The 21,812-nt window shown below is 45.1% G+C and carries 23 protein-coding genes and 1 other annotated feature; of the genes, 1 reads left to right on the forward strand and 22 read right to left on the reverse strand.

Translation table 11 applies throughout. The features are described from left to right. Positions 1 to 72: 72 nt before the first annotated feature. The 19 genes from rpoB to ACK8P5_RS22860 all read right to left on the reverse strand — a co-directional run bounded on the left by rpoB (position 73) and on the right by ACK8P5_RS22860 (position 17,588). The gene (gene rpoB / locus ACK8P5_RS22770; RefSeq protein WP_422658464.1) at positions 73 to 3,618 is read right to left on the reverse strand and encodes a DNA-directed RNA polymerase subunit beta; all 3,546 of its coding nucleotides are present in this window, start codon (positions 3,616 to 3,618) and stop codon (positions 73 to 75) included. Between the two features lie 345 nt (positions 3,619 to 3,963). Further along, positions 3,964 to 4,572 (reverse strand): class I SAM-dependent methyltransferase, encoded by a 609-nt coding sequence (locus ACK8P5_RS22775; protein ID WP_422658465.1) that lies wholly within the window; start codon positions 4,570 to 4,572, stop codon positions 3,964 to 3,966. Positions 4,573 to 4,739: 167 nt separating this feature from the next. After that, positions 4,740 to 5,105 (reverse strand): 50S ribosomal protein L7/L12, encoded by a 366-nt coding sequence (gene rplL / locus ACK8P5_RS22780; RefSeq protein ID WP_422658466.1) that lies wholly within the window; start codon positions 5,103 to 5,105, stop codon positions 4,740 to 4,742. Positions 5,106 to 5,170: 65 nt separating this feature from the next. Continuing rightward, the gene (gene rplJ / locus ACK8P5_RS22785) at positions 5,171 to 5,674 is read right to left on the reverse strand and encodes a 50S ribosomal protein L10 (protein WP_422658467.1); all 504 of its coding nucleotides are present in this window, start codon (positions 5,672 to 5,674) and stop codon (positions 5,171 to 5,173) included. 53 nt (positions 5,675 to 5,727) lie between these two features. Further along, positions 5,728 to 5,885, reverse strand: a sequence feature (ribosomal protein L10 leader region). A gap of 69 nt (positions 5,886 to 5,954) precedes the next feature. Further along, positions 5,955 to 6,647, reverse strand: a complete 693-nt coding sequence (rplA, locus tag ACK8P5_RS22790; RefSeq protein ID WP_422658468.1) for a 50S ribosomal protein L1 — start codon at positions 6,645 to 6,647, stop codon at positions 5,955 to 5,957. Between the two features lie 73 nt (positions 6,648 to 6,720). After that, entirely contained in the window at positions 6,721 to 7,146 is a 426-nt protein-coding gene (rplK, locus tag ACK8P5_RS22795; RefSeq protein ID WP_208917593.1) for a 50S ribosomal protein L11, read from the reverse strand. Between the two features lie 67 nt (positions 7,147 to 7,213). After that, complete coding sequence (gene nusG / locus ACK8P5_RS22800; protein WP_422658469.1) at positions 7,214 to 7,747, reverse strand: transcription termination/antitermination protein NusG; 534 nt, start codon at positions 7,745 to 7,747, stop codon at positions 7,214 to 7,216. A 21-nt stretch (positions 7,748 to 7,768) separates the two neighbouring features. Next, on the reverse strand, positions 7,769 to 7,960 hold the full coding sequence (secE, locus tag ACK8P5_RS22805; protein ID WP_013312170.1) for a preprotein translocase subunit SecE: 192 nt from the start codon (positions 7,958 to 7,960) through the stop codon (positions 7,769 to 7,771). Between the two features lie 20 nt (positions 7,961 to 7,980). Continuing rightward, a complete protein-coding gene (gene rpmG, locus ACK8P5_RS22810; RefSeq protein WP_006212941.1) occupies positions 7,981 to 8,130 on the reverse strand; it encodes a 50S ribosomal protein L33 in 150 nt (49 codons plus the stop codon). Between the two features lie 338 nt (positions 8,131 to 8,468). After that, positions 8,469 to 9,113 carry an RNA polymerase sporulation sigma factor SigH gene (sigH, locus tag ACK8P5_RS22815; RefSeq protein WP_422658470.1) on the reverse strand — a complete coding sequence of 215 codons (645 nt, stop codon included), beginning with the start codon at positions 9,111 to 9,113 and terminating at the stop codon, positions 8,469 to 8,471. 162 nt (positions 9,114 to 9,275) lie between these two features. Further along, positions 9,276 to 9,797, reverse strand: coding sequence for an NYN domain-containing protein (locus ACK8P5_RS22820; protein ID WP_422658471.1), 522 nt, complete (start codon positions 9,795 to 9,797; stop codon positions 9,276 to 9,278). A 5-nt stretch (positions 9,798 to 9,802) separates the two neighbouring features. Then, positions 9,803 to 10,552, reverse strand: a complete 750-nt coding sequence (gene rlmB, locus ACK8P5_RS22825) for a 23S rRNA (guanosine(2251)-2'-O)-methyltransferase RlmB (protein WP_422658472.1) — start codon at positions 10,550 to 10,552, stop codon at positions 9,803 to 9,805. Between the two features lie 88 nt (positions 10,553 to 10,640). Then, positions 10,641 to 11,084, reverse strand: coding sequence for a Mini-ribonuclease 3 (locus ACK8P5_RS22830; RefSeq protein ID WP_422658473.1), 444 nt, complete (start codon positions 11,082 to 11,084; stop codon positions 10,641 to 10,643). Further along, on the reverse strand, positions 11,081 to 12,487 hold the full coding sequence (gene cysS / locus ACK8P5_RS22835; protein ID WP_422661554.1) for a cysteine--tRNA ligase: 1,407 nt from the start codon (positions 12,485 to 12,487) through the stop codon (positions 11,081 to 11,083). Before cysS ends, ACK8P5_RS22830 begins: the two co-directional genes overlap by 4 nt. A gap of 23 nt (positions 12,488 to 12,510) precedes the next feature. Next, a complete protein-coding gene (gene cysE / locus ACK8P5_RS22840) occupies positions 12,511 to 13,209 on the reverse strand; it encodes a serine O-acetyltransferase (RefSeq protein WP_422658474.1) in 699 nt (232 codons plus the stop codon). A gap of 430 nt (positions 13,210 to 13,639) precedes the next feature. Beyond that, entirely contained in the window at positions 13,640 to 15,103 is a 1,464-nt protein-coding gene (gene gltX, locus ACK8P5_RS22845) for a glutamate--tRNA ligase (RefSeq protein ID WP_422658475.1), read from the reverse strand. Positions 15,104 to 15,140: 37 nt separating this feature from the next. Continuing rightward, the gene (ispF, locus tag ACK8P5_RS22850; protein ID WP_422658476.1) at positions 15,141 to 15,629 is read right to left on the reverse strand and encodes a 2-C-methyl-D-erythritol 2,4-cyclodiphosphate synthase; all 489 of its coding nucleotides are present in this window, start codon (positions 15,627 to 15,629) and stop codon (positions 15,141 to 15,143) included. Between the two features lie 101 nt (positions 15,630 to 15,730). After that, positions 15,731 to 16,417 (reverse strand): 2-C-methyl-D-erythritol 4-phosphate cytidylyltransferase, encoded by a 687-nt coding sequence (gene ispD, locus ACK8P5_RS22855; protein WP_422658477.1) that lies wholly within the window; start codon positions 16,415 to 16,417, stop codon positions 15,731 to 15,733. Positions 16,418 to 16,499: 82 nt separating this feature from the next. Further along, entirely contained in the window at positions 16,500 to 17,588 is a 1,089-nt protein-coding gene (locus ACK8P5_RS22860; protein ID WP_422658478.1) for a PIN/TRAM domain-containing protein, read from the reverse strand. Positions 17,589 to 17,880: 292 nt separating this feature from the next. Here ACK8P5_RS22860 and ACK8P5_RS22865 point away from each other — a divergent pair, with 292 nt between their 5' ends. After that, positions 17,881 to 18,276 carry a DUF1573 domain-containing protein gene (locus tag ACK8P5_RS22865; RefSeq protein ID WP_422658479.1) on the forward strand — a complete coding sequence of 132 codons (396 nt, stop codon included), beginning with the start codon at positions 17,881 to 17,883 and terminating at the stop codon, positions 18,274 to 18,276. A 209-nt stretch (positions 18,277 to 18,485) separates the two neighbouring features. Here ACK8P5_RS22865 and pssA read toward each other — a convergent pair whose 3' ends face one another. From pssA to radA, 3 genes are read right to left on the reverse strand one after another with little or no spacing between them, the layout of a single operon-like run. Further along, positions 18,486 to 19,214 carry a CDP-diacylglycerol--serine O-phosphatidyltransferase gene (gene pssA, locus ACK8P5_RS22870; protein ID WP_422658480.1) on the reverse strand — a complete coding sequence of 243 codons (729 nt, stop codon included), beginning with the start codon at positions 19,212 to 19,214 and terminating at the stop codon, positions 18,486 to 18,488. 52 nt (positions 19,215 to 19,266) lie between these two features. After that, positions 19,267 to 20,343 (reverse strand): DNA integrity scanning diadenylate cyclase DisA, encoded by a 1,077-nt coding sequence (gene disA / locus ACK8P5_RS22875; RefSeq protein ID WP_422658481.1) that lies wholly within the window; start codon positions 20,341 to 20,343, stop codon positions 19,267 to 19,269. Between the two features lie 13 nt (positions 20,344 to 20,356). Then, complete coding sequence (gene radA, locus ACK8P5_RS22880; RefSeq protein ID WP_422658482.1) at positions 20,357 to 21,724, reverse strand: DNA repair protein RadA; 1,368 nt, start codon at positions 21,722 to 21,724, stop codon at positions 20,357 to 20,359. Positions 21,725 to 21,812: the final 88 nt, after the last annotated feature.

Consider the following 21,812-nt stretch of genomic DNA (forward strand, 5'->3'; position numbering starts at 1 on the left):
CCTAGTCCTAATTATGTGCTTCCGATCATAACACCACCGCCGGCTGTTAACCGGCGGGGTGATTATTGACCGTTATTCCACTCCGACTTCAGTGCCTTCCAAGTTAAGGCTCAATTTATCGCCTGCCGCATCATCTTCATCATCGAGTTCTTTCATCTCGATTTCCTCTTCGTTCTCGCTAAGGATCTTAACGTCCATACCGAGCGATTGGAGTTCTTTAATCAATACTTTGAATGATTCTGGTACGCCTGGTTCCGGAACATTCTCGCCTTTAACAATGGATTCGTAGGTTTTCACCCGGCCGACCACGTCATCAGACTTAACCGTAAGGATTTCTTGCAATGTATATGCAGCGCCGTATGCTTCAAGCGCCCATACCTCCATCTCACCGAAACGTTGTCCACCGAACTGTGCTTTACCACCGAGCGGTTGTTGTGTAACGAGAGAGTATGGTCCAGTGGAACGAGCATGGATTTTATCGTCAACCATGTGCGCGAGCTTGATCATGTGCATGACACCAACGGTAACCTCACGTTCAAAACGCTCACCCGTACGGCCGTCATACAGAATAGTCTTACCATTGCGCTGCATGCCTGCTTCTTCCATTGTGTCAAACACGTCATACTCACTTGCACCATCAAATACTGGCGTAGCCACATGGATACCGAGCTGCAAAGCAGCCATACCCAAGTGAACTTCGAGAACCTGACCAATGTTCATCCGTGAAGGTACGCCGAGCGGGTTAAGAACAACCTGCACCGGTGTGCCATCTGGCAAGAACGGCATATCTTCTTCAGGCAAAATACGGGCAACGACACCTTTGTTACCGTGACGTCCTGCCATTTTGTCACCTTCAGAGATTTTACGTTTCTGAGCGATGTAGACACGAACCAATTGGTTAACGCCCGGTGGCAATTCGTCACCGTTCTCACGTGTAAACACCTTCACATCAACGATAATACCGTCACTACCGTGAGGAACACGCAGGGATGTATCACGCACTTCACGAGCTTTTTCACCAAAGATCGCGTGCAAGAGACGCTCTTCCGCTGTCAGCTCAGTTACACCCTTAGGCGTTACTTTACCAACAAGGATATCTCCAGCACTGATCTCAGCACCGATGCGGATAATACCGCGCTCATCAAGATTCTTCAGCGCTTCTTCTCCGACATTCGGAATATCACGAGTGATTTCCTCAGGTCCGAGCTTTGTATCACGCGCTTCAGATTCGTACTCCTCGATATGAATCGAAGTGTACACATCTTCTTTAACAAGCTTCTCAGAAAGTAGAATCGCATCCTCGTAGTTATAACCTTCCCAAGTCATGAAAGCCACGACTACGTTGCGTCCAAGCGCCAATTCGCCCATCTCTGTGGAAGGACCATCCGCAAGGATGTCACCTTTTTTAATAACATCACCACGTTGAACGATTGGACGTTGGTTAATACAGGTACCTTGGTTCGAACGCATAAATTTGTGTAATTTATGTTTAACGAGATCGCCTTTAACTTCTTGTCCATCCACAGTTTCAATGCGGCGAACCCAGATCTCATTAGCCGTCGAACGCTCAATAATTCCGTCATGTTTGGACACAATACATACACCTGAGTCCTTAGCGGATTTATGCTCCATCCCTGTTCCAACAAGTGGAGCCTTAGGTATAAGAAGCGGAACCGCCTGACGTTGCATGTTAGATCCCATGAGAGCACGGTTAGAGTCATCGTTCTCAAGGAACGGAATTAGAGCCGTCGCTACGGATACTACCTGTTTAGGAGATACGTCCATGTAGTCCACGCGATCTTTAGGCATTGGCAAAATGTTATCAGCTTGTTTGTTATAACGTACGATTACCATATCGTCCGCAAACTTGCTGTCTTCTGTCAAACTAGCGTTCGCCTGAGCTACAACATAGTTATCTTCTTCATCAGCAGTCAGATAATCAATCTGCTCTGTAACTTGACCTGTCTTCGGATCAACCCAGCGATAAGGCGCTTCGATAAAGCCGTATTCATTAATACGAGCAAATGTCGACAAGGAGTTAATCAAACCGATATTCGGTCCCTCTGGCGTCTCAATCGGACACATACGGCCATAGTGACTGTGGTGAACGTCTCGAACTTCAAAGCCCGCGCGTTCACGCGTCAAACCACCAGGTCCGAGTGCAGAAAGACGACGTTTATGCGTCAATTCAGCAAGTGGGTTCGTTTGATCCATAAACTGCGACAACTGAGAGCTACCAAAGAACTCTTTTATTGATGCAATTACCGGACGAATATTGATCAGAGCCTGCGGAGTAATTACACTCGCATCCTGAATGGACATTCTTTCCCGAACAACACGTTCCATACGGGACAAACCAATACGGAATTGGTTCTGCAGAAGTTCACCCACGGAACGTAGACGACGGTTACCCAAATGGTCAATATCATCTGTGTTACCGATGCCGTGAAGCAAATCAATGAAATAGCTGATAGACGAAATAATGTCTGCCTGCGTAATATGTTTCACTGACTTATCGATATTGCCGTTAGCGATAATCTTAACGACTTTACCATCTTCAATCGGAGAGAACACATCGATCGTTTGTAGTGTGATATCCTCACCGTCTTGAACGCCACCAGCAACATGATAAGTCTTGTAGCCAACACTCTTCTCAAGGTAAGGCATAATTTCGTCCAAAAGACGACGATCGACTGTTTGACCAGCTTCTGCAATGATCTCACCAGTCTCCACATCAATAAGACTCTCAGCCAAGCGTTGGTTGAAGAGACGATTCTTAATGTGAAGTTTCTTGTTGATCTTATAGCGACCTACATTCGCCAGATCATAACGCTTCGGATCAAAGAAACGAGCAACCAAGAGGCTCTTCGCATTATCCAAAGTTGGTGGCTCGCCCGGACGAAGGCGTTCGTAAATCTCAATTAGAGCCTTCTCAGTCGAGTCAGTGTTGTCTTTGTCCAGGGTGTTACGAATATATTCGTCATCGCCCAGCAACTCCAAGATTTCTGCATCCGTACCAAAACCAAGCGCACGCAGCAGTACGGTTACAGGTATTTTACGTGTCCGATCGATCCGCACATATACAATATCCTTAGCATCCGTCTCCAGCTCCAGCCATGCGCCGCGATTCGGGATAACCGTCGCAGTGTATGTTTTCTTGCCGTTTTTATCAACTTTAGTGCTGAAATAGACGCTGGGAGAGCGAACCAACTGGCTGACAATGACCCGTTCGGCACCATTAATGATAAATGTTCCGGTTTCCGTCATTAACGGAAAGTCTCCCATGAACACTTCTTGCTCCTTGACTTCTCCAGTCTCTTTGTTAATGAGCCGGACTTTTACACGGAGCGGCGCCGCATAAGTTACGTCGCGTTCTTTCGCGTCATCGACGGTGTATTTCGGTTCTCCAAGGCTGTAGTCAATAAACTCCAGCACCAAGTTACCCGTGAAATCTTGGATCGGCGAGATGTCTTGGAACATTTCGCGGAGTCCTTCCTCCAAAAACCACTCATAAGATTTTTGTTGGATTTCAATCAGGTTCGGAACTTCGAGTACCTCATTAATACGTGCATAACTTCGCCGAGTGCGTCGACCATATTGAACAAGATGTCCTGCCAACTTAAACTCACCCCTCATGTCTACTCACTTTTAAAAATTCATTGCGAACCTCTGTTTGTAACACTATAATGGAACGTACAGAGGAAACTCCCATAAATAGAGAAAAGCCCTTATCGAATATCTTTCGAAAAAAGAGCAGCTTATCCATGGTTATGATAATCCTCTCATATCCAGTAGATTTGCCCAAAATGTACATATTATACGTCAATATGACTGACTTTATGCAATGATGCCCACATTAAGTCTTGACATTTCAGCAAACTAAAGACAAGGAGACCATCCTAATACTGACATTTTATAATAATACCACAGCCAGAATTCCGAGTCAATAGCCTATTTGCTGATTCAAGAAGAAGTTTTTATCGCTTTAAATATACGATATCCCTTATCTTTCGTTACTTCCTCTACATGAGAGAACAGGCTTTCCAATTTGGCTTTGGCCGATGGGGAGCCTTGTTTTTTTTGAATAACAATCCATAGCTGACCCCGATCATTCAGATGTTCATAGGCTTGTTCAAAGATCTTGTGTACCGTTTCTTTCCCTGCCCGGATCGGCGGGTTGGTTATAACGATATCAAACTTTTTGCCTTGCACACCTTCAAATAGATCACTTTGTAAAATAGTGACATTACTTATGCCATTTAACTTCGCATTTTCCTTAGCCAACTCTACCGCACGGCTGTTTATATCTATCATCGTTACATGGCCTTCCATTGCAAGTCTTGCAACCGAGAGCCCGATAGGGCCATAACCACAACCGACATCCAGCACAGTGGACTGACTTGGAATCTCCAGCGCTTCAATTAACACCTTACTTCCATAATCCACACCACTCTTGGAAAAAACACCTGCGTCACTAATGAACTTAAACTTGCTGCCACGCAGCACTGTTTCCAGCTCCCGCCTATCATGGCCAGTCACCGGTTGGTTAGAATAATAATGCTGATTCGGCATACCAACCTCCGTAATGCAAAAAATCGAATGCCGCTTGTACGGCACCATGTACCTACTATCCTCTAACTCTAGTATAACCGTCTAATCGAAAAAACAGTCCATTACAATAACAAACCCCTTGAACAATTATTCAAGGGGTTTGTTTCATGCTGCAATTTAAGAAGGAATTACTTCACTTCTACGGATGCGCCTGCTTCTTCCAATTTAGCTTTAACAGCTTCAGCATCTTCTTTAGATACTTTTTCTTTCAATGGTTTTGGAGCGTTGTCAACGAGTTCTTTCGCTTCTTTCAAGCCAAGGCCTGTGATTTCACGAACAACTTTGATAACGTTGATTTTGGACGCGCCTGCACCATTCAGGATTACGTCGAATTCAGTTTGCTCAGCTTCAGCAGCTGCGCCAGCGCCTGCACCTGCAACAGCTACTGGAGCTGCAGCAGTTACGCCGAATTCTTCTTCGATTGCTTTAACGAGATCGTTCAGTTCCAGAACGGACATGCCTTTGATTGCTTCCAAGATTTGCTCTTTGCTCATTTGGGTTGAACCTCCATTTTATATTTAAGATTTTATTGTTTTATACTGCTTGGTGAACAAGGTGCTTACGCGCCTTGTTCTTCTTTCTCAGCAACAGCTTTAACTGCAAGCGCGAAGTTCCGCACTGGAGCTTGAAGCACGCTGAGGAGCATGGACAACAGACCATCGCGGGACGGAAGTTCCGCAAGCGCCTTGATTTCGTCCACTCCGATGACACGGCCTTCTACTACTGCGCCTTTCAATTCCAAAGCGTCATTCTTCTTAGCGAAATCGTTCAAGATTTTCGCAGGAGCAACAACATCCTCAGTACTGAAAGCTACAGCCGTTGGACCCGTCAACGCTTCATCCAACTCAGTCAGCTCTGCAGCTGCTGTCGCACGACGAAGCAGGGAGTTTTTCAATACTTGAAATTCGATGCCAGCTTCACGAAGCTGCTTACGCAGTTCTGTTACTTGAGCAACGTTCAATCCACGATAGTCAGCTACAACTACAGTCGCGCTTTCGCGAAACTTAGAAGTAATAACGTCAACCGCATCTTGTTTAGCTTGAATCACTTTTACGTTTGCCAATGTCTACACCTCCTGATTGTATGGTTAGCTGGGACCTGTAAGGCCACCATCCTACGGGCACTAAAAAAGCCTCCGTAGAATCACGAAGGCCTGATGAATCATCATTATGCCGGTTGCCCGATCATACTGCTGACGTTCTATCATAACACCTCGGTAGGAAATTAAGCCAGCTAACGGCACCTACTGTCTACGGTAAGCATATTCAACTTTAATGGTCAGTCACATGGACTCACAACTGTTACATAATATCAAACCAAGACAAGCAAGTCAATGGTAAATATTATTTGTAAGCAGCTGTGTTCACGCGAGCGCTAGGACCCATTGTCGAAGATACAGCGATGCCTTTAAGGTATACACCTTTAGCAGCAGCTGGCTTCGCGCGGTTCAATGCATCCAAGAGAGCCTTAAGGTTCTCATTGAGTTTAGCCGCATCAAAGGATGCCTTACCGATTGGAGCGTGAATTTGACCTGCTTTGTCAAGACGGTATTCGATTTTACCAGCTTTAATTTCTTGAACAGCTTTGGAAACATCGAATGTAACTGTGCCAGCTTTAGGGTTAGGCATAAGACCTTTACCACCAAGCAGACGACCCAATTTACCGACTTCACTCATCATGTCAGGTGTTGCTACGCAGACGTCGAATTCGAACCAGCCCTGTTGAATTTTGTTGATCATGTCTTGATCGCCAACAAAATCAGCGCCAGCCGCTTCAGCTTCCTTCGCTTTTTCACCTTTTGCAAATACCAGAACGCGTTGCGTTTTACCTGTACCGTGAGGTAGTACTACTACACCACGAACAGCCTGGTCTTGTTTACGTGGGTCTACACCCAAACGCACTGCCACTTCAACAGTTTCGTCGAATTTGGCAACTGCAGCCTTCTTCACAAGCTCTACAGCTTCCAAAGGCTCATAAGTCGCTTCGCTATCAATAAGCTTAGCAGCTTCAAGGTATTTCTTACCGTGTTTAGCCATGATTGTTTCCTCCTTTGTGGTATTAGCGGAATTTCCTCCCACATATTCCGGGTCAAGCCCGGTCTAAAGACTATTAGTCTTCGATTGTAATACCCATACTACGAGCAGTACCTTCAACCATCAACATTGCAGCTTCAACAGTTGCAGCGTTAAGGTCAGGCATTTTTTGTTCTGCGATTTGACGAACCGCATCACGTTTAACAGTTGCTACCTTCTTCTTGTTTGGTTCGCCGGATCCTTTTTCGATCTTGGCAGCCACACGAAGCAGGACAGCAGCCGGTGGAGTTTTGGTGATGAAAGTAAAGGAACGATCCTCAAACACCGAAATTTCAACCGGAATGATCAAACCAGCTTGATCAGCAGTACGAGCGTTGAATTCTTTACAGAATGCCATGATGTTGACACCTGCTTGACCCAATGCTGGACCTACTGGAGGAGCCGGGTTTGCTTTACCTGCAGGAATTTGCAGTTTTACCATCTTGATAATTTTCTTCGCCATGTAAGACACCTCCTTGCATCAATAGTGGTAGCGGACGCTTTACGCCCTCCCACAAGAAACCCGAAGCTTAAAGCTTCTCAACTTGAGTATATTCCAACTCCAGCGGGGTTTCCCGTCCAAACATGTTGACGTGAACCTTAAGCTTACTTTTTTCAGCCAAAATCTCTTCCACGGAGCCCACGAAATTCGCAAAAGGACCAACCTTGATACGAACTGATTCCTTGATGTCGAATTCAATCTTCGGTTTCGGTTCATTCATACCCATATGCTTCAGAATCTGTTCAACTTCTTCTGGAAGCAAAGGCGTGGGTTTTGAACCGGAGCCTGTCGAACCAACAAAGCCCGTAACCCCTGGTGTATTGCGAACAACATACCAAGAATCATCGGTTTGAATCATTTCGACCAAGACGTATCCCGGGTAAACTTTACGCATAACGGTCTTTTTCTTACCGTCTTTGTTTACAATTTCTTCTTCCATAGGAACAAGAACCCGGAATATTTTGTCCTCCATGCCCATGGACTCGACACGTTTTTCCAAATTGGCTTTGACTTTATTCTCATACCCAGAATAGGTATGAACTACGTACCATCTTTTTTCCATATCAAGCCACCTGGGACCCTTCTAAATTATCGCTTCGATCACAGCGGAAATACCGATGTCTAAAACCCAAAAATAAATTGTGACAAACGCAATGGTGCCGATAACGATGAGAGTATAGTTCGTCAGTTCTTTACGATTGGGCCAGCGAACTTTTTTAAGTTCCGCCCAGCTTTCAGAGAAAAAGGAAAACAGAGACTTGAAACTACGTTTCACGCCGACTACACCTCCAAAAACTATCTGGTTTCGCGATGAGGAGTTTGCTCGTTACAGAACTTGCAAAATTTCTTCATCTCCATGCGGTCGGGGTGATTTCGCTTGTTCTTTGTGGTTGTGTAGTTTCTTTGTTTGCAGCTTGTACAAGCCAAAGTGATAATTACCCGCATGATTTGCACCTCCCGAAGACGTCCTTCTTCATCAGAAGAACCGATATTAATCCTAGTAGAAAATTCATCCTGTCCTGTAACAGACATTTTGAAATTCCTGCGAGATGAACAAAAGCGTTGTTCCAATGCTGTAACAACGTTCCATTCATAAAACACGCGAATTTAGGCCTACCTAAAACACTTTATCACATGGTTGACGCCTTTTCAAGCCTTTTTCTCTCTGAAAGCAGGCTGCATTTACTTACCATTATGGTCATACTTCAGACAAATGAAACAATGGAATATTTAAAAGAAGTAAAAAAAGGCCCGATCTGAGCCTTTCACACATCTACATCAGTCTAATTATCCCGAATCTCCAAATAACGTTCAAGCTTTCGCTTTACCCGCTGGAGAGCATTATCAATCGATTTAACATGACGTCTTAAATCCACAGCGATCTCTTGATACGAACGTCCGTCCAAATAAAGCATCAGCACTTTCCGTTCCAAATCACTTAGGATCTCGGACATCTTATCTTCCAAGCCAACAAACTCTTCTTGATTAATAAGTAATTCTTCCGGATCACTTACAGCCGTACCACATATAACATCTAGCAGTGTTCGGTCTGAATCTTCGTCATAAATCGGCTTGTCCAACGACACATAGGAATTCAATGGAATGTGCTTCTGTCTCGTGGCTGTCTTAATTGCTGTAATGATCTGCCTTGTTATGCACAGCTCAGCAAAAGCTTTAAACGATGAGAGCTTGTCCCCTTTGAAATCACGAATCGCCTTATAAAGGCCGATCATGCCCTCCTGTACGATATCCTCACGATCTGCACCAATTAAGAAGTAAGATCGAGCCTTAGCACGTACGAAGTTCCGGTACTTGTTGATCAAAAATTCAAGCGCCCCGCTGTCACCTTCACGGACCGCCTCGACAATGTCTTCATCACTTATCAAATCATACCCCGACATCATGATTTCCTTGAGGTCGACACTCAATAGAATCCCTCCGGCCCGGAACGCACGGTACCCCGTCACTCGCTTGAAATATATGTCAAGTATATATGATGTATATAAGACCGTCAACCACGTCATGACTAATTTAAACCGATCATAGAAGAAATGTAAGGGTTTTCTTTGGGGTGTCGTTATTTCAAAAAATCATTCTCTTCGCCAACGTTCAAACATGAGCCGAACATCAGGCGACAGTTTATTGTCTATGGTATTCCTATTGGACTTGGCCTGATCCTCTTTAATTTTGCGAGATACCTCTCGTTCACTCTGCTCTACTTGAGTAAGTAGTTCCCTAGCTGAGATGCGCAGAGCCCCGAGAGCAAATATAATATGCTGTTCCATCAAGTCACTCGTCGCGACATAAATTTTACGCCGGCGGTGGCTGAAATCGACAACAAGACGCTCAATGCACTCATCAGCAGTTTCTTTCTCCTTCGTGAAGTATACCTGCACCTTCCCTTGGGTAAAAGATTTGCCGAGACCCGGGACCCGGTAAGCATCAAAAACCGCAATAACCCGAAGACCAGAGAACGCTTGGTAGTCAGCCAGCTTTTCAAGAAGAGCATCCCTTGCCTCCTGCATGCCGATGTTAGCAAGCTCCGCGAGAAACGGCCAGCCGCCGATCATGTTATATCCATCGACCAGCAGCACATCCCGCCAATCGGCCATCTTATCTAACCTTGAAGATGGCGACGGCGGAGTACTTCATACATGACGACACCGGCAGCCACCGAAGCATTCAGTGAATTAATCTGACCATTCATCGGGAGCTTAACAAGAACATCGCATTTTTCACGGATCAATCTGCCCATTCCCTTACTCTCATTACCGATTACGATTGCAACGGGTCCATTAAATACATTCGTGTCATAGATATCTTCCGTTGCATCAACAACCGTTCCTACAACCCATACTCCCATTTCTTTCAACTGCTCTATCGTCTGTGCAAGGTTGGTTACTCTAGCCACCGGAACATATTCAACAGCTCCAGCTGAGGTCTTGGACACCGTTGCTGTAATTTGGGCCGAGCGACGTTTGGGCAAAATTACACCGTGTGCACCCGTGCAATCGGCTGTTCTGAGTATCGATCCTAAATTGTGAGGATCCTCAATCTCATCAAGGATAAGTAGGAACGGAGCCTCCCCCTTATCTTCGGCAATCTTTAAAATATCGTCCACCTCTACATAAGCATGCGGTGCAGCCTGAGCAACAACACCTTGATGCTGTACACCGGGAACGAGTTGATCCAACTTACGTTTATCGACATTCTGAATCACGATGCCGAGCTTTCTGGCCTCAGCAACAATTGGCATAATCAAATGTTTTTGCGCGTTATCCGCTATCCAAATTTTATTAATTGTGCGTCCGGAACGGAGCGCCTCTGTTACGGAATGTTTACCGGCGATTACTTCTTCTTCTTGCATGTCTTTCTTCCTCCTGCGATACCTGCTAAACCGTAATTCTTCATTACGCCTTAGCGGTTAAGTTTTATTCTATCTCCATCCACTGCTATTATTCAGCTGGATCTGCTATAAACTCGATAGATTGCTTTATTAATTCCTGAAGTCGTTCATGATGCCCAGCGTAATATAGATAGCCTACCAGACACTCAAATGCCGTCGCGTGTCGATACTCCAAAACATCAGCATTCTTTGGAATACTGCCTGATTTAGCGTTACGACCTTGGCGTACCACATCCCGCTCCTCCTCCGTCAGTACCGGATCAAGGAATGCAAGAATGCGGCTCTGTGCTTTCGCAGAGACAAAACTTGTTGCCGTACGGTGTAAATGGTGAGGACGAAGATTCTGCAGCGATATTAAATACTGACGGACCGCAATTTCATAAATTGAGTCTCCAATGTAAGCAAGTACAATAGGCGGTATAAGACGGACGGGTTTGGAAGGAGGGAACGGAAACCAACTCCCTCCCATTTCCTTAGGATCTAAACCGCTCATTTGCGCCGCCAGCGCATACCTTGCGCTGTATCCTCAAGCAAGATACCTTCTGCCGATAAACGATCACGAATCTCATCAGCACGTGCCCAGTCCTTATTACTGCGGGCCTCTACTCGCTCAGCGATCAAACGCTCGATTTCTTCATCAAGAAGTTCCTCCGCTGACGAATCTACAATTCGCAATACACCGTTCATTTCTTCGAAAGCAGACAGAACCTTCTGAAGGTCTTCTGCTGGTACAGATGCCTTTTGAAGAATATGATTCGCTTCCGTTGCCCACTGGAACATAGCCGTAATTGCATCCGGTGTATTGAAATCATCTTGCATTTTGCTATGGAATTCAGCAAGAACATCATCCATTTTAGCGTCAACTTCTGTTCCTGCCTTACCTCCCGGTGCTCCTACTGCCGTTTCAAGGCGATGACGGACATTACCAGCTGCATTCGCAATACGATCAATACTATTCTGCGCTTGATCCATCACTTCATCACTGAAATTGAGTGGATTGCGATAATGAGTCGATAGCATAAAATAACGGACAGCCTCTTTTGTATACTGTGCACGCAGATCCTTAACTAATACCCCATTTCCAAGGGATTTAGACATCTTCTCATTATTTATACGGATGTAACCGTTGTGCATCCAATAATTCGCAAGAGGTTTACCTGTTAATGCCTCGGACTGTGCTACCTCACACTCATGATGTGGAAACTGCAGATCCTGTCCACCGCCGTGAATGTCTAATGTATCCCCAAGGTAGCGACGAGCCATCGCAGAGCATTCGATATGCCAACCCGGACGTCCGTTCCCCCAAGGGCTTTCCCAGTATATCTCCCCTGGTTTTGCTGCTTTCCATAAGACGAAGTCCTCTGGATTCTCCTTACGCTGATCGACTTCAATTCGGATACCGAACTGAAGCTCATCGAGTTTCTGCTGTGAGAGCTTTCCATAATCATCAAACTTACGAGTGCGATAGAAGACATCGCCACCATTCTCATATGCAAAATCTCTATCTATGAGTTCACGAATGAATTCAATAATATCATCCATGTTCTCAGTAACACGTGGATTCATTGTGGCACGAGGAATGCCGAGTCCATCTAGATCCTCAAAATAAGCCGAGATAAATCGATCAGCCACTTCTGGAACCGTGGTTCCAGTCTGTTCTGCTTTACGGATCATTTTGTCATCTACATCCGTAAAGTTAACGACATAATTGACCTGATTACCTTGTTGTTCAAAATAAGTACGTACCACATCGAAAAAGATCATTGGACGTGCATTTCCGATATGAATATAGTCGTAAACAGTCGGGCCACACACGTACATACTTACTTTACCCGGCTCCTGTGCGGTAAATGTCTCCTTCATACGGGTTAACGTGTTATAAATTTGAAGTGCCATTTGTATGGTCACGATCCTTTCTCTTATCGCTTTTGTAAATCTCTATGCATGGGAACATCTGAGCGATTCAACTCTGGGCTCGCTAGTTGCTCTTTCTGTGTTGTCAATTCTTTGCGCAGTTCATCAATTTCCTTCTGCATACTGCGCAGTGTATCAACGATCGGATCGGGGAGATTCGTATGATCAAGACGGTCACGAACACGCTCACCGTTCTGTTTGACCACTTTCCCCGGATTACCAACAACGGTGCTATTCGGAGGAACTTCTCGAAGCACCACCGCATTAGAACCAATGTTGCTATTCTCACCAATGGTGAAAGATCCAAGAACTTTAGCCCCCGACCCAACGACTACATTACTACCGATAGTAGGGTGACGCTTGCCTTTTTCTTTACCTGTACCCCCAAGCGTTACACCTTGGTAGATAACAACATCATCACCAATTTCACATGTCTCACCAATAACAACACCCATACCATGATCAATAAAAAGTCGCTTCCCGATCCGAGCTCCTGGATGTATTTCGATGCCGGTCATAAACCGGCTAAACTGTGAAATAATGCGGGCTAAAGAGTACCAACGCCTTTTAAACAAAGCATGGGCAATTCGGTGAGCCCACAAAGCATGTAGGCCCGAATACGTAAACACAACTTCAAAAAGTCCTCGGGCAGCCGGATCATTCTCGAACACAGTCCGTATATCCGACTTCATTTGCTTGAACATGAACGATCCCCCTCCCCAGTTCGCCCCATCATAGATCCATTACAATAATAAAAAACGCCCCTGCAGCTCTCGCTGCAGAGGCGTCAAACACGCGGTTCCACTCTGCTTAAAACCGGCAAACTCCTCCCACGGCTTAGGGACGGATAGCACGGTTCAACTTCAAGTCTTTAACGGCGACAGCCGGCATGATCTAACGGTAAATGACCGCTTCAACCATACAGCTCACAGGCGCATTTCCGCTTTCGGCAACGGGATAACTCACAGCCTGGAAGAATCAAGTGACCTTGTCCTCTTCCGGTTACCCTCTCTGGATCGTGCCTTACATTACACGTACTTCTCCTGATCCTAGCTTTTCAATTTGTACTTTCTTATATATTACCCAAAAGACCGTTTCCTGACAAGAAAATATCAGACAGAGGTCTGAACTCTGCTAAGCGCCTTTGATCTGAGAACGCAAACGATCAAGCACACGGTCTTTGCCTAGTAGCCAAATCGTCTGATTCAAGTCACGACCATGGGTTTGCCCTGTAAGAGCTACTCGGATCGGCATAAAGAGTCCTTTACCTTTGAAACCCGTTTCCTTCTGTACTTCTTTAATCAAAGCTGCAATCTTGGCTGCTGTAAACTCCTCAGAGCCTTCCAATTTTGCTAGGAATGCAGAAAGGACTGTTGGAACCTGTTCTTCAGAAAGAATAGCCGTAGCTTCCTCATCCAACTCAAGGTGAGTACGGAAGAACATTGCAGACAGCTCAACAATCTCCGAAGCCGAAGTCATCTGCTCTTGATAAAGAGCGACCAACGCACGAGCCCAAGCATCCTGCTCTGGTGACAGGTCTGCTGGTAAACGTGAAGCGCGCTGAAGATGTGGAATCGCCAAATCTGCAATACGGTTCGGATCTGCCTGCTTGATGTAGGTATTATTCAAATAAGCAAGCTTATTCGTATCAAATACTGCCGGACTCTTCGAAAGGCGATTCGAATCAAAGACTTCAATCAGCTGTTCTTTAGAGAAAATTTCTTCCTCTCCCTCTGGAGACCAACCGAGCAGAGCGATGAAATTGAACAAAGCTTCCGGCAAATAACCAAGCTGATCATACTGCTCGATAAACTGAATGATCGATTCATCACGTTTGCTCAATTTTTTATGGTTCTCTCCAACGATCAAGGTCATATGACCAAAACGTGGAGGCTCCATACCAAGCGCTTCATAAATCATAAGCTGACGAGGTGTATTGGAGATATGGTCTTCACCACGCAGTACGTGGGTAATTTTCATCAGGTTATCATCAATAGCAACCGCAAAGTTGTATGTCGGAATACCATCTTTCTTAACAATAACAAAATCACCAGTTTCCTTCGTGTTGAAGGAGATCGTACCTTTAACCATATCATCAAAAGTATACACTTTATCTTCCGGAACCCGGAAACGAATGCTAGCAACCCGGCCTTCTGCTTCAAAAGCTTGACGCTGTTCTTCTGTCAAATCACGGTGTTTACCAGAATAGCGCGGGGTTTCCCCACGTGCAGTCTGTTCCTCCCGCTCCTTCTCCAGCTCTTCTTCTGTACAGTAGCACCGATAAGCAAGTCCGCGGTCCAAAAGATCCTGCCAATATTCACGGTAAATATCGAGGCGCTCTGTCTGACGATAAGGGCCGTACTCGCCCCCAACATCCACACTTTCATCCCATTCCATGCCAAGCCACTTCAGATACTTCAACTGACTTTCTTCTCCACCTGCTACATTGCGCTTCACATCTGTATCTTCGATGCGGATAATAAATTTACCATTGTGTTTGCGTGCATACAAATAATTAAATAATGCCGTTCTGGCATTGCCGATATGTAAATGTCCCGTTGGACTCGGTGCATAGCGCACACGGACTTCTTCGGTCATTTCTAACCCCTCCGTTTTGCTTCTCTCAAAGATTCTTTCAAGATGATAGCATACCTTGAACAAGGCATACAATAGATTGAGCAGCGATCCCTTCGCCCCGACCTGTAAAACCTAATTGCTCCGTTGTTGTTGCCTTAACATTCACTTGTGCTTCGTCTGCTTCAAGTGCCTTCGCGATAATCTTAGTCATCTCCGGAATATGCGGCGCCATCTTTGGTTTTTGAGCAATGATGGTACTATCCACATTACCAAGACGGTAACCTTTTTCTTTCGCCATCTCCCACACTTGCTCCAAAAGTTTCAGGCTGTCTGCATCCTTAAACAACGGATCTGTATCTGGAAAGTGACGACCAATGTCTCCGAGACCCAGAGCACCAAGAATAGCATCTGTAATCGCATGAAGAAGCACGTCAGCATCAGAGTGCCCTACCAGACCTTTTTCGTACGGAATGGTAACACCGCCAATAATGCACGGCCTTCCCTCCACGAGCTGATGTACATCAAATCCTTGACCTACTCGTATCATCTTTGTATCTCTCCTTTAAGATTTCTTCAAGTAGAAACGGCTTTATTTAGTACAGTTCGCAACCATTCTACAAGAAATATAAGAAAGTATAAGCCCCTAGCTTATACTTTCTTATATTTTAAAAATGCGGCATACTCCAAGTCTTCTGGCGTTGTAATCTTAATGTTTGTATATTTGCCTTCCGCAATTGCCACAGGTAGACCTGCTCTTTCCAGCAGCATCGCGTCATCAGTCCCAGAGTATCCCTCTCGCTCTGCGGACTCATGGGCTGCCAGCAAGTCACAAAGACGAAAAGCCTGTGGGGTTTGAACAGCCCACAGACTATGACGATCAGGAGTAGCTGTAATCAGCCCCTGTTCGTTCACCTGTTTGATCGTATCCTTTACAGGAACGCCGAGAACTGCAGCACCTTCCCGAAGTGCGACATCCCGGCAGTTATCGATCTCCTCACGGGTAACAAACGGTCTAACGCCATCATGTATCATTACCCATTCTGTATTCATTTGCTTGATACCTTGGTAAACGGACTCCTGACGCTCACTTCCGCCTGGGATAACTGCCGATACCTTGTCCAAGCTATATTCCTTCACCCACGCCTTACAACGACTGACATCATCACGTCCGGTGACCAGAATGATCTCCTGCAACCACGGCACTTGGTTAAAAATATCCATCGTATGCACAACGATTGGTCTACCTTCGATCTGCAAGAACTGCTTGCTCTCTCTGGTCCCCATTCGTGAACCTTTTCCTGCTGCCACGATGACAACACCAAAGCTCTTACTCATACCAAAACTCCTGTCTCTACCCAACAACTGTACCTATCGCTACAGCCGGGAACGGATATGTACATACTCCATCATACCCCGTTTACTGGGCTTTTTCCAACAGTTTCGGTTTAGCAAAGATCATTCGGCCCGCTGAAGTCTGCAGTACACTCGTAACGAGTACTTCCATCATCGCCCCTATATATTCTCTTCCACCTTCCACTACGATCATCGTACCGTCATCCAGATAGGCTACACCCTGACCGTGTTCCTTCCCATCCTTGATGATCTGTACCAAGATTTCTTCTCCTGGCAGCACGACTGGTTTGACCGCATTGGCTAAATCGTTGATGTTGAGTACAGAGACCCCTTGTAGCTCACATACTTTGTTCAGATTAAAATCGTTAGTAACAACTTTTCCCTGAAGTACTTTCGCCAACTTAACCAGCTTGCTGTCCACCTCTGAAATCTCCTCGAAGTCTCCTTCATAAATAAGTACTTTTACATCCAACTCTTTTTGAATTTTATTCAAAATATCCAGTCCTCGTCGTCCACGATTACGCTTTAGCAGGTCCGAGGAATCAGCGATATGTTGCAATTCTTCAAGCACAAATTCAGGAATGACAATCGTTCCTTCAATAAATCCTGTTTTGCAAATATCAGCAATTCGGCCGTCAATAATCACACTGGTATCCAATATCTTATGCTCTTCAATTCCTCGTCCTTCCGGCTCGTTAGCTTGGCTCCATTTCCCTGACATCCAGAGTGAAGCAAGCTCCTCCTTCTTTTCGAGCCCAATACGTAGACCCACATATCCCCCAAGCAGCGTAATGCCAACCTGAAGCAAGCGTCCCGCTTGCCCAAGCCATGTAAGACTAGGCGATAACAACAGAGATAGCAGCAAACCTCCAAGTAGTCCTATTGTGCCTGCTGCTAGATCTGTCATCGGTATACGTGAGAAAGAGGAAATGACATTTTGTAGCCTGCCGTCAAATCTGTCAGCTACAAGCATAGCAATCATACCGAATAGCAGTCCTCCAAGCAGTGCAGAGACGCTGCTTCCTCCAGCAAAAACACCTTGACCGAAAACCGAGAATAGTTCGGGGAACGACCTTTCCACCATATGATATAACGTATACCCGCACCATGCTCCACACAGTACTGTAAATGCTAAGATAGCTTTTTTTAACATGGGTTCCCGCACCTCCTTATTAAAATTATTCATTGTATAATTTCCAGTATGGTCCAATTTTCCAAGCCGTAATCGTGATAAAGTTATTTTTCTAAAATTAAAGCCAGTAAGAATAATTTTTTGGAAGAAAAGAAAAAATGGGATGCATTCAAGAGAGTGTGTGTTAAGCTGTATGTACGAGAATATCAACCAATCTAGCCTCTCCAGTACTCTGTTATCGGTTGAAATTCCCTAAACGGCTGGAATATAATGAACACAATTCATAATATCGATATCGAGGTGGATAATAATCATGAGCGCTCCTAGCTTACAGGCTTTTCAGGATCAAGTTTCCGAATTGTTGCTACGTCACCGCAGTCTTTTGGATGTCCTGTCCAAAACCGGTCAAAGCAATGCTTCCGTTAATCGTGCTGTAACCAAAGCTATTACGGAATGCGGTTGTATCGAACTTCACGCCACGAAGCAAACCTTCGATATGGGTGCAGATCTCGAACAGGCCAAAGAACTCGCAGGTACTCATGTTGATGGCCAGTTGTGTGAGAATTGTCGCGAAGCCATTAGTTCTGAACTAGGCCGTAATTTGTTCTATATGTCTGCGATGGCTAATCTGCTGGATATTCAGCTAGATGAAGTGGTTATTAAAGAGTCTCAGAAGTGCTCAACTCTAGGCCTGTTTAACTTGTCTTGATTATCTTGAGGATTTTGTGAATTCAGGATTTTACCAACTATATAACAAAAAAAAGCATTTAGATCTCTGCTCTTTAGCAGTGATTTAAATGCTTTTTTTATAGATGAATTACCGTACCATATAAAAAAAGCGGCCCATTCTTGGGCCACTTTTCTACTAAACCGAAACATTCTCGATATCATAAGAGTCTGCATCACTCTGTGTATTCATTAACGATCTGAGGAATGATAGGCCTCATCCGATTTACGATCTTCTTCACGATGTTTACGGCTAAGTTTACGGAAATTCTGTTTCAAACCGTAACCCGCATAGATAACAAGCGGAACAAAAATCAACTTGGAGGTTTGTTCTGGAAGGAACACAGCCACCATAACCGCAGCAATAATCACTAGGGGAGTATATTTGATCGCTTTTCTCGGAAGCCCGATTTTCTTGAAGTTTGGATACTTGACACCGCTGATCATGAGATAAGAAAGCAGTAACATTGCAATGATCATATAAGGAGCTGTAATCTCTTCATGAAACAGAGCCAGCGTTGCAAGTACACCACCAGCTGCTGGAATTGGCAAGCCGATAAAATACCCAGGAATTCCAGGACGAACGTTAAATCGAGCCAAACGCAGAGCACCGCACATCGGGAAGATGGCTGTGACTGTCCACGCAAATGCATTGTTCATATCCGACAGAGCAACCGTGTACATGATAAGCGCAGGCGCAACACCAAAAGAGATCACATCAGATAAAGAATCAAGCTCTTTACCGAATTCACTCTGCGCATTCAGTGCACGAGCAACGCGGCCATCCAAACCGTCGAGAAGCATGGCAATAATTATCATGATGGCGGCCATACTGGTCTTACCATTCGTCGCCAAGATAATGCCAATCATTCCGAGAAACAGGTTACCTAGAGTAAACATGTTCGGAATTGACTTCGTCATTTGTATATTCACCTCGTTAAATTTTACATCACATTCATCGATTGTATGAGATTTACATTTGTCTGTCAATGAATACTTGCTCTTGCAATCTCTTCAATCCATCCTTAATAGTACGCGCACGAACCTCACCGATGCCATCAACTTCATCCAATTCGTCAATTGTCGCGGCCATGATACTTGGTAAATCTTCAAACCGATCCACTAAGTTACGGATGATAACATTGGGGAGACGTGGGATTTTGTTTAGAATACGATACCCACGTGGCATGATCTCTTCTTCAGAAGCGGCTGCCGAGGAAGGATATCCTAAAATTTTAATAATATGATGAATATCGAGAAGCTCGTCATCTGTCAGACGCTTCAGAGACAGAATAATCTCACGGATCTTATCTTCACTATACTCACGAGCGTAATCAGAGTAAAGCAACCAAGCTTCTTCTTCAATGTTACTAACAAGCTCATCCATCTGCATACTAATCAGACGACCTTCATTCCCCAGCTCATTGATGTAGCGCTTAATCTCTTTCTTAATGCGTAGCACCATCTCCACACGCTGAATAACATTTACGATCTCAGGAATGGTGACCAGTTCTTCAAACTCAGAAGCGGAAAGATTTGTTAATGACTGATTAAGAACCACGCCATATCTTTCGAGAGTCTGAATAGCTTGGTTGGCTTTAGTTAAAATAACGCCAATTTCCTTCAGGGCATATCGTAATGACCCTTGATACAATGTAATAATATTTCGACGCTGTGAGATGGAAACAACCAATTTCCCGGTTTGTTTTGCCACCCGCTCTGCAGTCCGGTGCCTAATTCCCGTCTCAGAAGAGGAGATCGAAGAATCCGGGATAAGCTGCGTGTTGGCATATAAAATCCGCTTAAGATCTTCACTTAAAATAATAGCCCCATCCATCTTCGCAAGCTCATACAGATAGTTAGGTGAGAAGTCGCAATTGATGGAGAAGCCACCATCGACGACCTCCATCACTTCAGGACTGTAACCGACGACGAGCAGCGCGCCGGTCTTAGCCCGCAGTACATTCTCAAGCCCATCTCTGAATGGCGTCCCCGGCGCCACTAGCTTCAGCAGATCATTCATTTTGTCCAGTTGGCTCGTTTCTTTCACTTTAGTATGCCCCCTAATCTAACGCAACCGCTAGTGCATCTGCCACGGTATTGACTCCAATAATTTGTATGCCTTTTGGATGCTTCCAGCCCTTTAGGCTTTTCTCAGGCATAATCACTCTTTTGAATCCAAGCTTTTCTGCTTCCTTCACTCGTTGCTCCGCTCTTGAAACGGCACGGACTTCACCTGTTAAACCAACCTCTCCAAAGAAAACATCATACGGCTTGGTCGCCATATCCCGGAAGCTTGATGCGATACTAACGGCTATTGCTAAATCCACCGCAGGCTCATCTAGTTTAACCCCACCGGCAACATTCAAATATGCATCTTGGTTTTGTAAGAACATTCCCATCCGTTTTTCCAGCACAGCTATAATTAAGTTCATTCGGTGATGATCGACACCAGTCCCCATTCTTCGCGGTGAAGGGAAGTGCGTTGAAGAGATGAGAGCTTGAAGTTCGACCAATACGGGTCTTGTGCCTTCCATGCTGGCCACTACCGTTGAACCAGCAACTCCTAGTGGACGTTCTGACAGGAACAACTCTGAGGGATTACCGACTTCACGTAAGCCTTCTTCTCCCATCTCAAAAATACCAATTTCATTCGTCGATCCAAAGCGGTTCTTCACCGCCCGAAGAAGTCGATACGTATGATGTCGTTCCCCTTCAAAATATAATACACAGTCTACCATGTGCTCAAGCAATCTTGGACCAGCTATGGCGCCTTCCTTCGTCACATGCCCTACAAGCACGGTAGCAATCCCTTTGACCTTAGCCAGACGCATAAACCTTGTTGTACACTCACGAACTTGAGCAACACTTCCAGGCGCACTGGATACATCAGGCTGATAAACCGTCTGGATCGAGTCAATTACAACAAATTGAGGCTGCACGTTCTCGATCGCTTCTTCAATTGTCTCCAGATTCGTTTCACACAGGACGAATAGCTCTGATGACAGTGCACCAAGACGGTCTGCACGTAGCTTGGTCTGACGCACCGATTCTTCGCCGGAAATGTACAATACTCGAAGTCCGTTTCTTGCCAATTGATTAGACGTTTGGAGCAGCAGAGTTGACTTCCCAATTCCGGGATCGCCGCCTACCAGCACAAGTGAACCAGGGACAAGCCCCCCACCAAGCACACGGTTTAATTCAGCAATACCGGTCTCGATCCTCGGTTCCTTACCACTTTCTATATTTATGATCGAAACGGGCTTTTCTTTACTATGAAAAAGAGGAGAATTCATCCCCTGTGTCTTGATGACTGTCTCTGTTTCTTCCACCATTGAATTCCAGGCTTGACAGCCGGGACATTTCCCGTACCATTTCGGTGATTCATAACCACAATCAGTACAGAAAAATTTTGTTTTTGTTTTTGCCATGACCTCTCCTTTATGATGCGCATCCTTTGCCTATATTCGTCAAAACCCTGCAAAATCAGGCATTAATCAAAGTTTACCATTTATTCTA

The organism is Paenibacillus sp. EC2-1 (assembly GCF_049311625.1).
GTDB lineage: Bacteria > Bacillota > Bacilli > Paenibacillales > Paenibacillaceae > Paenibacillus_AQ.

Bases quoted from the DNA above. Each gene is read 5' to 3' on its own strand.
- gltX (WP_422658475.1), bottom strand. From the start codon at position 15,103: ATGACCGAAGAAGTCCGTGTGCGCTATGCACCGAGTCCAACGGGACAT.
- ACK8P5_RS22820 (WP_422658471.1), bottom strand. From the start codon at position 9,797: ATGGCCGATTGGCGGGATGTGCTGCTGGTCGATGGATATAACATGATC.
- pssA (WP_422658480.1), bottom strand. From the start codon at position 19,214: ATGACGAAGTCAATTCCGAACATGTTTACTCTAGGTAACCTGTTTCTC.
- ACK8P5_RS22775 (WP_422658465.1), bottom strand. From the start codon at position 4,572: ATGCCGAATCAGCATTATTATTCTAACCAACCGGTGACTGGCCATGAT.
- cysS (WP_422661554.1), bottom strand. From the start codon at position 12,487: ATGGCACTTCAAATTTATAACACGTTAACCCGTATGAAGGAGACATTT.
- rplA (WP_422658468.1), bottom strand. From the start codon at position 6,647: ATGGCTAAACACGGTAAGAAATACCTTGAAGCTGCTAAGCTTATTGAT.
- ACK8P5_RS22860 (WP_422658478.1), bottom strand. From the start codon at position 17,588: ATGTTAAAAAAAGCTATCTTAGCATTTACAGTACTGTGTGGAGCATGG.
- ACK8P5_RS22865 (WP_422658479.1), top strand. From the start codon at position 17,881: ATGAGCGCTCCTAGCTTACAGGCTTTTCAGGATCAAGTTTCCGAATTG.
- rlmB (WP_422658472.1), bottom strand. From the start codon at position 10,552: ATGCAAGAAGAAGAAGTAATCGCCGGTAAACATTCCGTAACAGAGGCG.
- rplL (WP_422658466.1), bottom strand. From the start codon at position 5,105: ATGAGCAAAGAGCAAATCTTGGAAGCAATCAAAGGCATGTCCGTTCTG.
- cysE (WP_422658474.1), bottom strand. From the start codon at position 13,209: ATGTTCAAGCAAATGAAGTCGGATATACGGACTGTGTTCGAGAATGAT.
- ACK8P5_RS22830 (WP_422658473.1), bottom strand. From the start codon at position 11,084: ATGAGCGGTTTAGATCCTAAGGAAATGGGAGGGAGTTGGTTTCCGTTC.
- ispD (WP_422658477.1), bottom strand. From the start codon at position 16,417: ATGAGTAAGAGCTTTGGTGTTGTCATCGTGGCAGCAGGAAAAGGTTCA.
- nusG (WP_422658469.1), bottom strand. From the start codon at position 7,747: ATGGAAAAAAGATGGTACGTAGTTCATACCTATTCTGGGTATGAGAAT.
- ispF (WP_422658476.1), bottom strand. From the start codon at position 15,629: ATGATACGAGTAGGTCAAGGATTTGATGTACATCAGCTCGTGGAGGGA.
- rplK (WP_208917593.1), bottom strand. From the start codon at position 7,146: ATGGCGAAGAAAATTATCAAGATGGTAAAACTGCAAATTCCTGCAGGT.
- radA (WP_422658482.1), bottom strand. From the start codon at position 21,724: ATGGCAAAAACAAAAACAAAATTTTTCTGTACTGATTGTGGTTATGAA.
- rpmG (WP_006212941.1), bottom strand. From the start codon at position 8,130: ATGCGGGTAATTATCACTTTGGCTTGTACAAGCTGCAAACAAAGAAAC.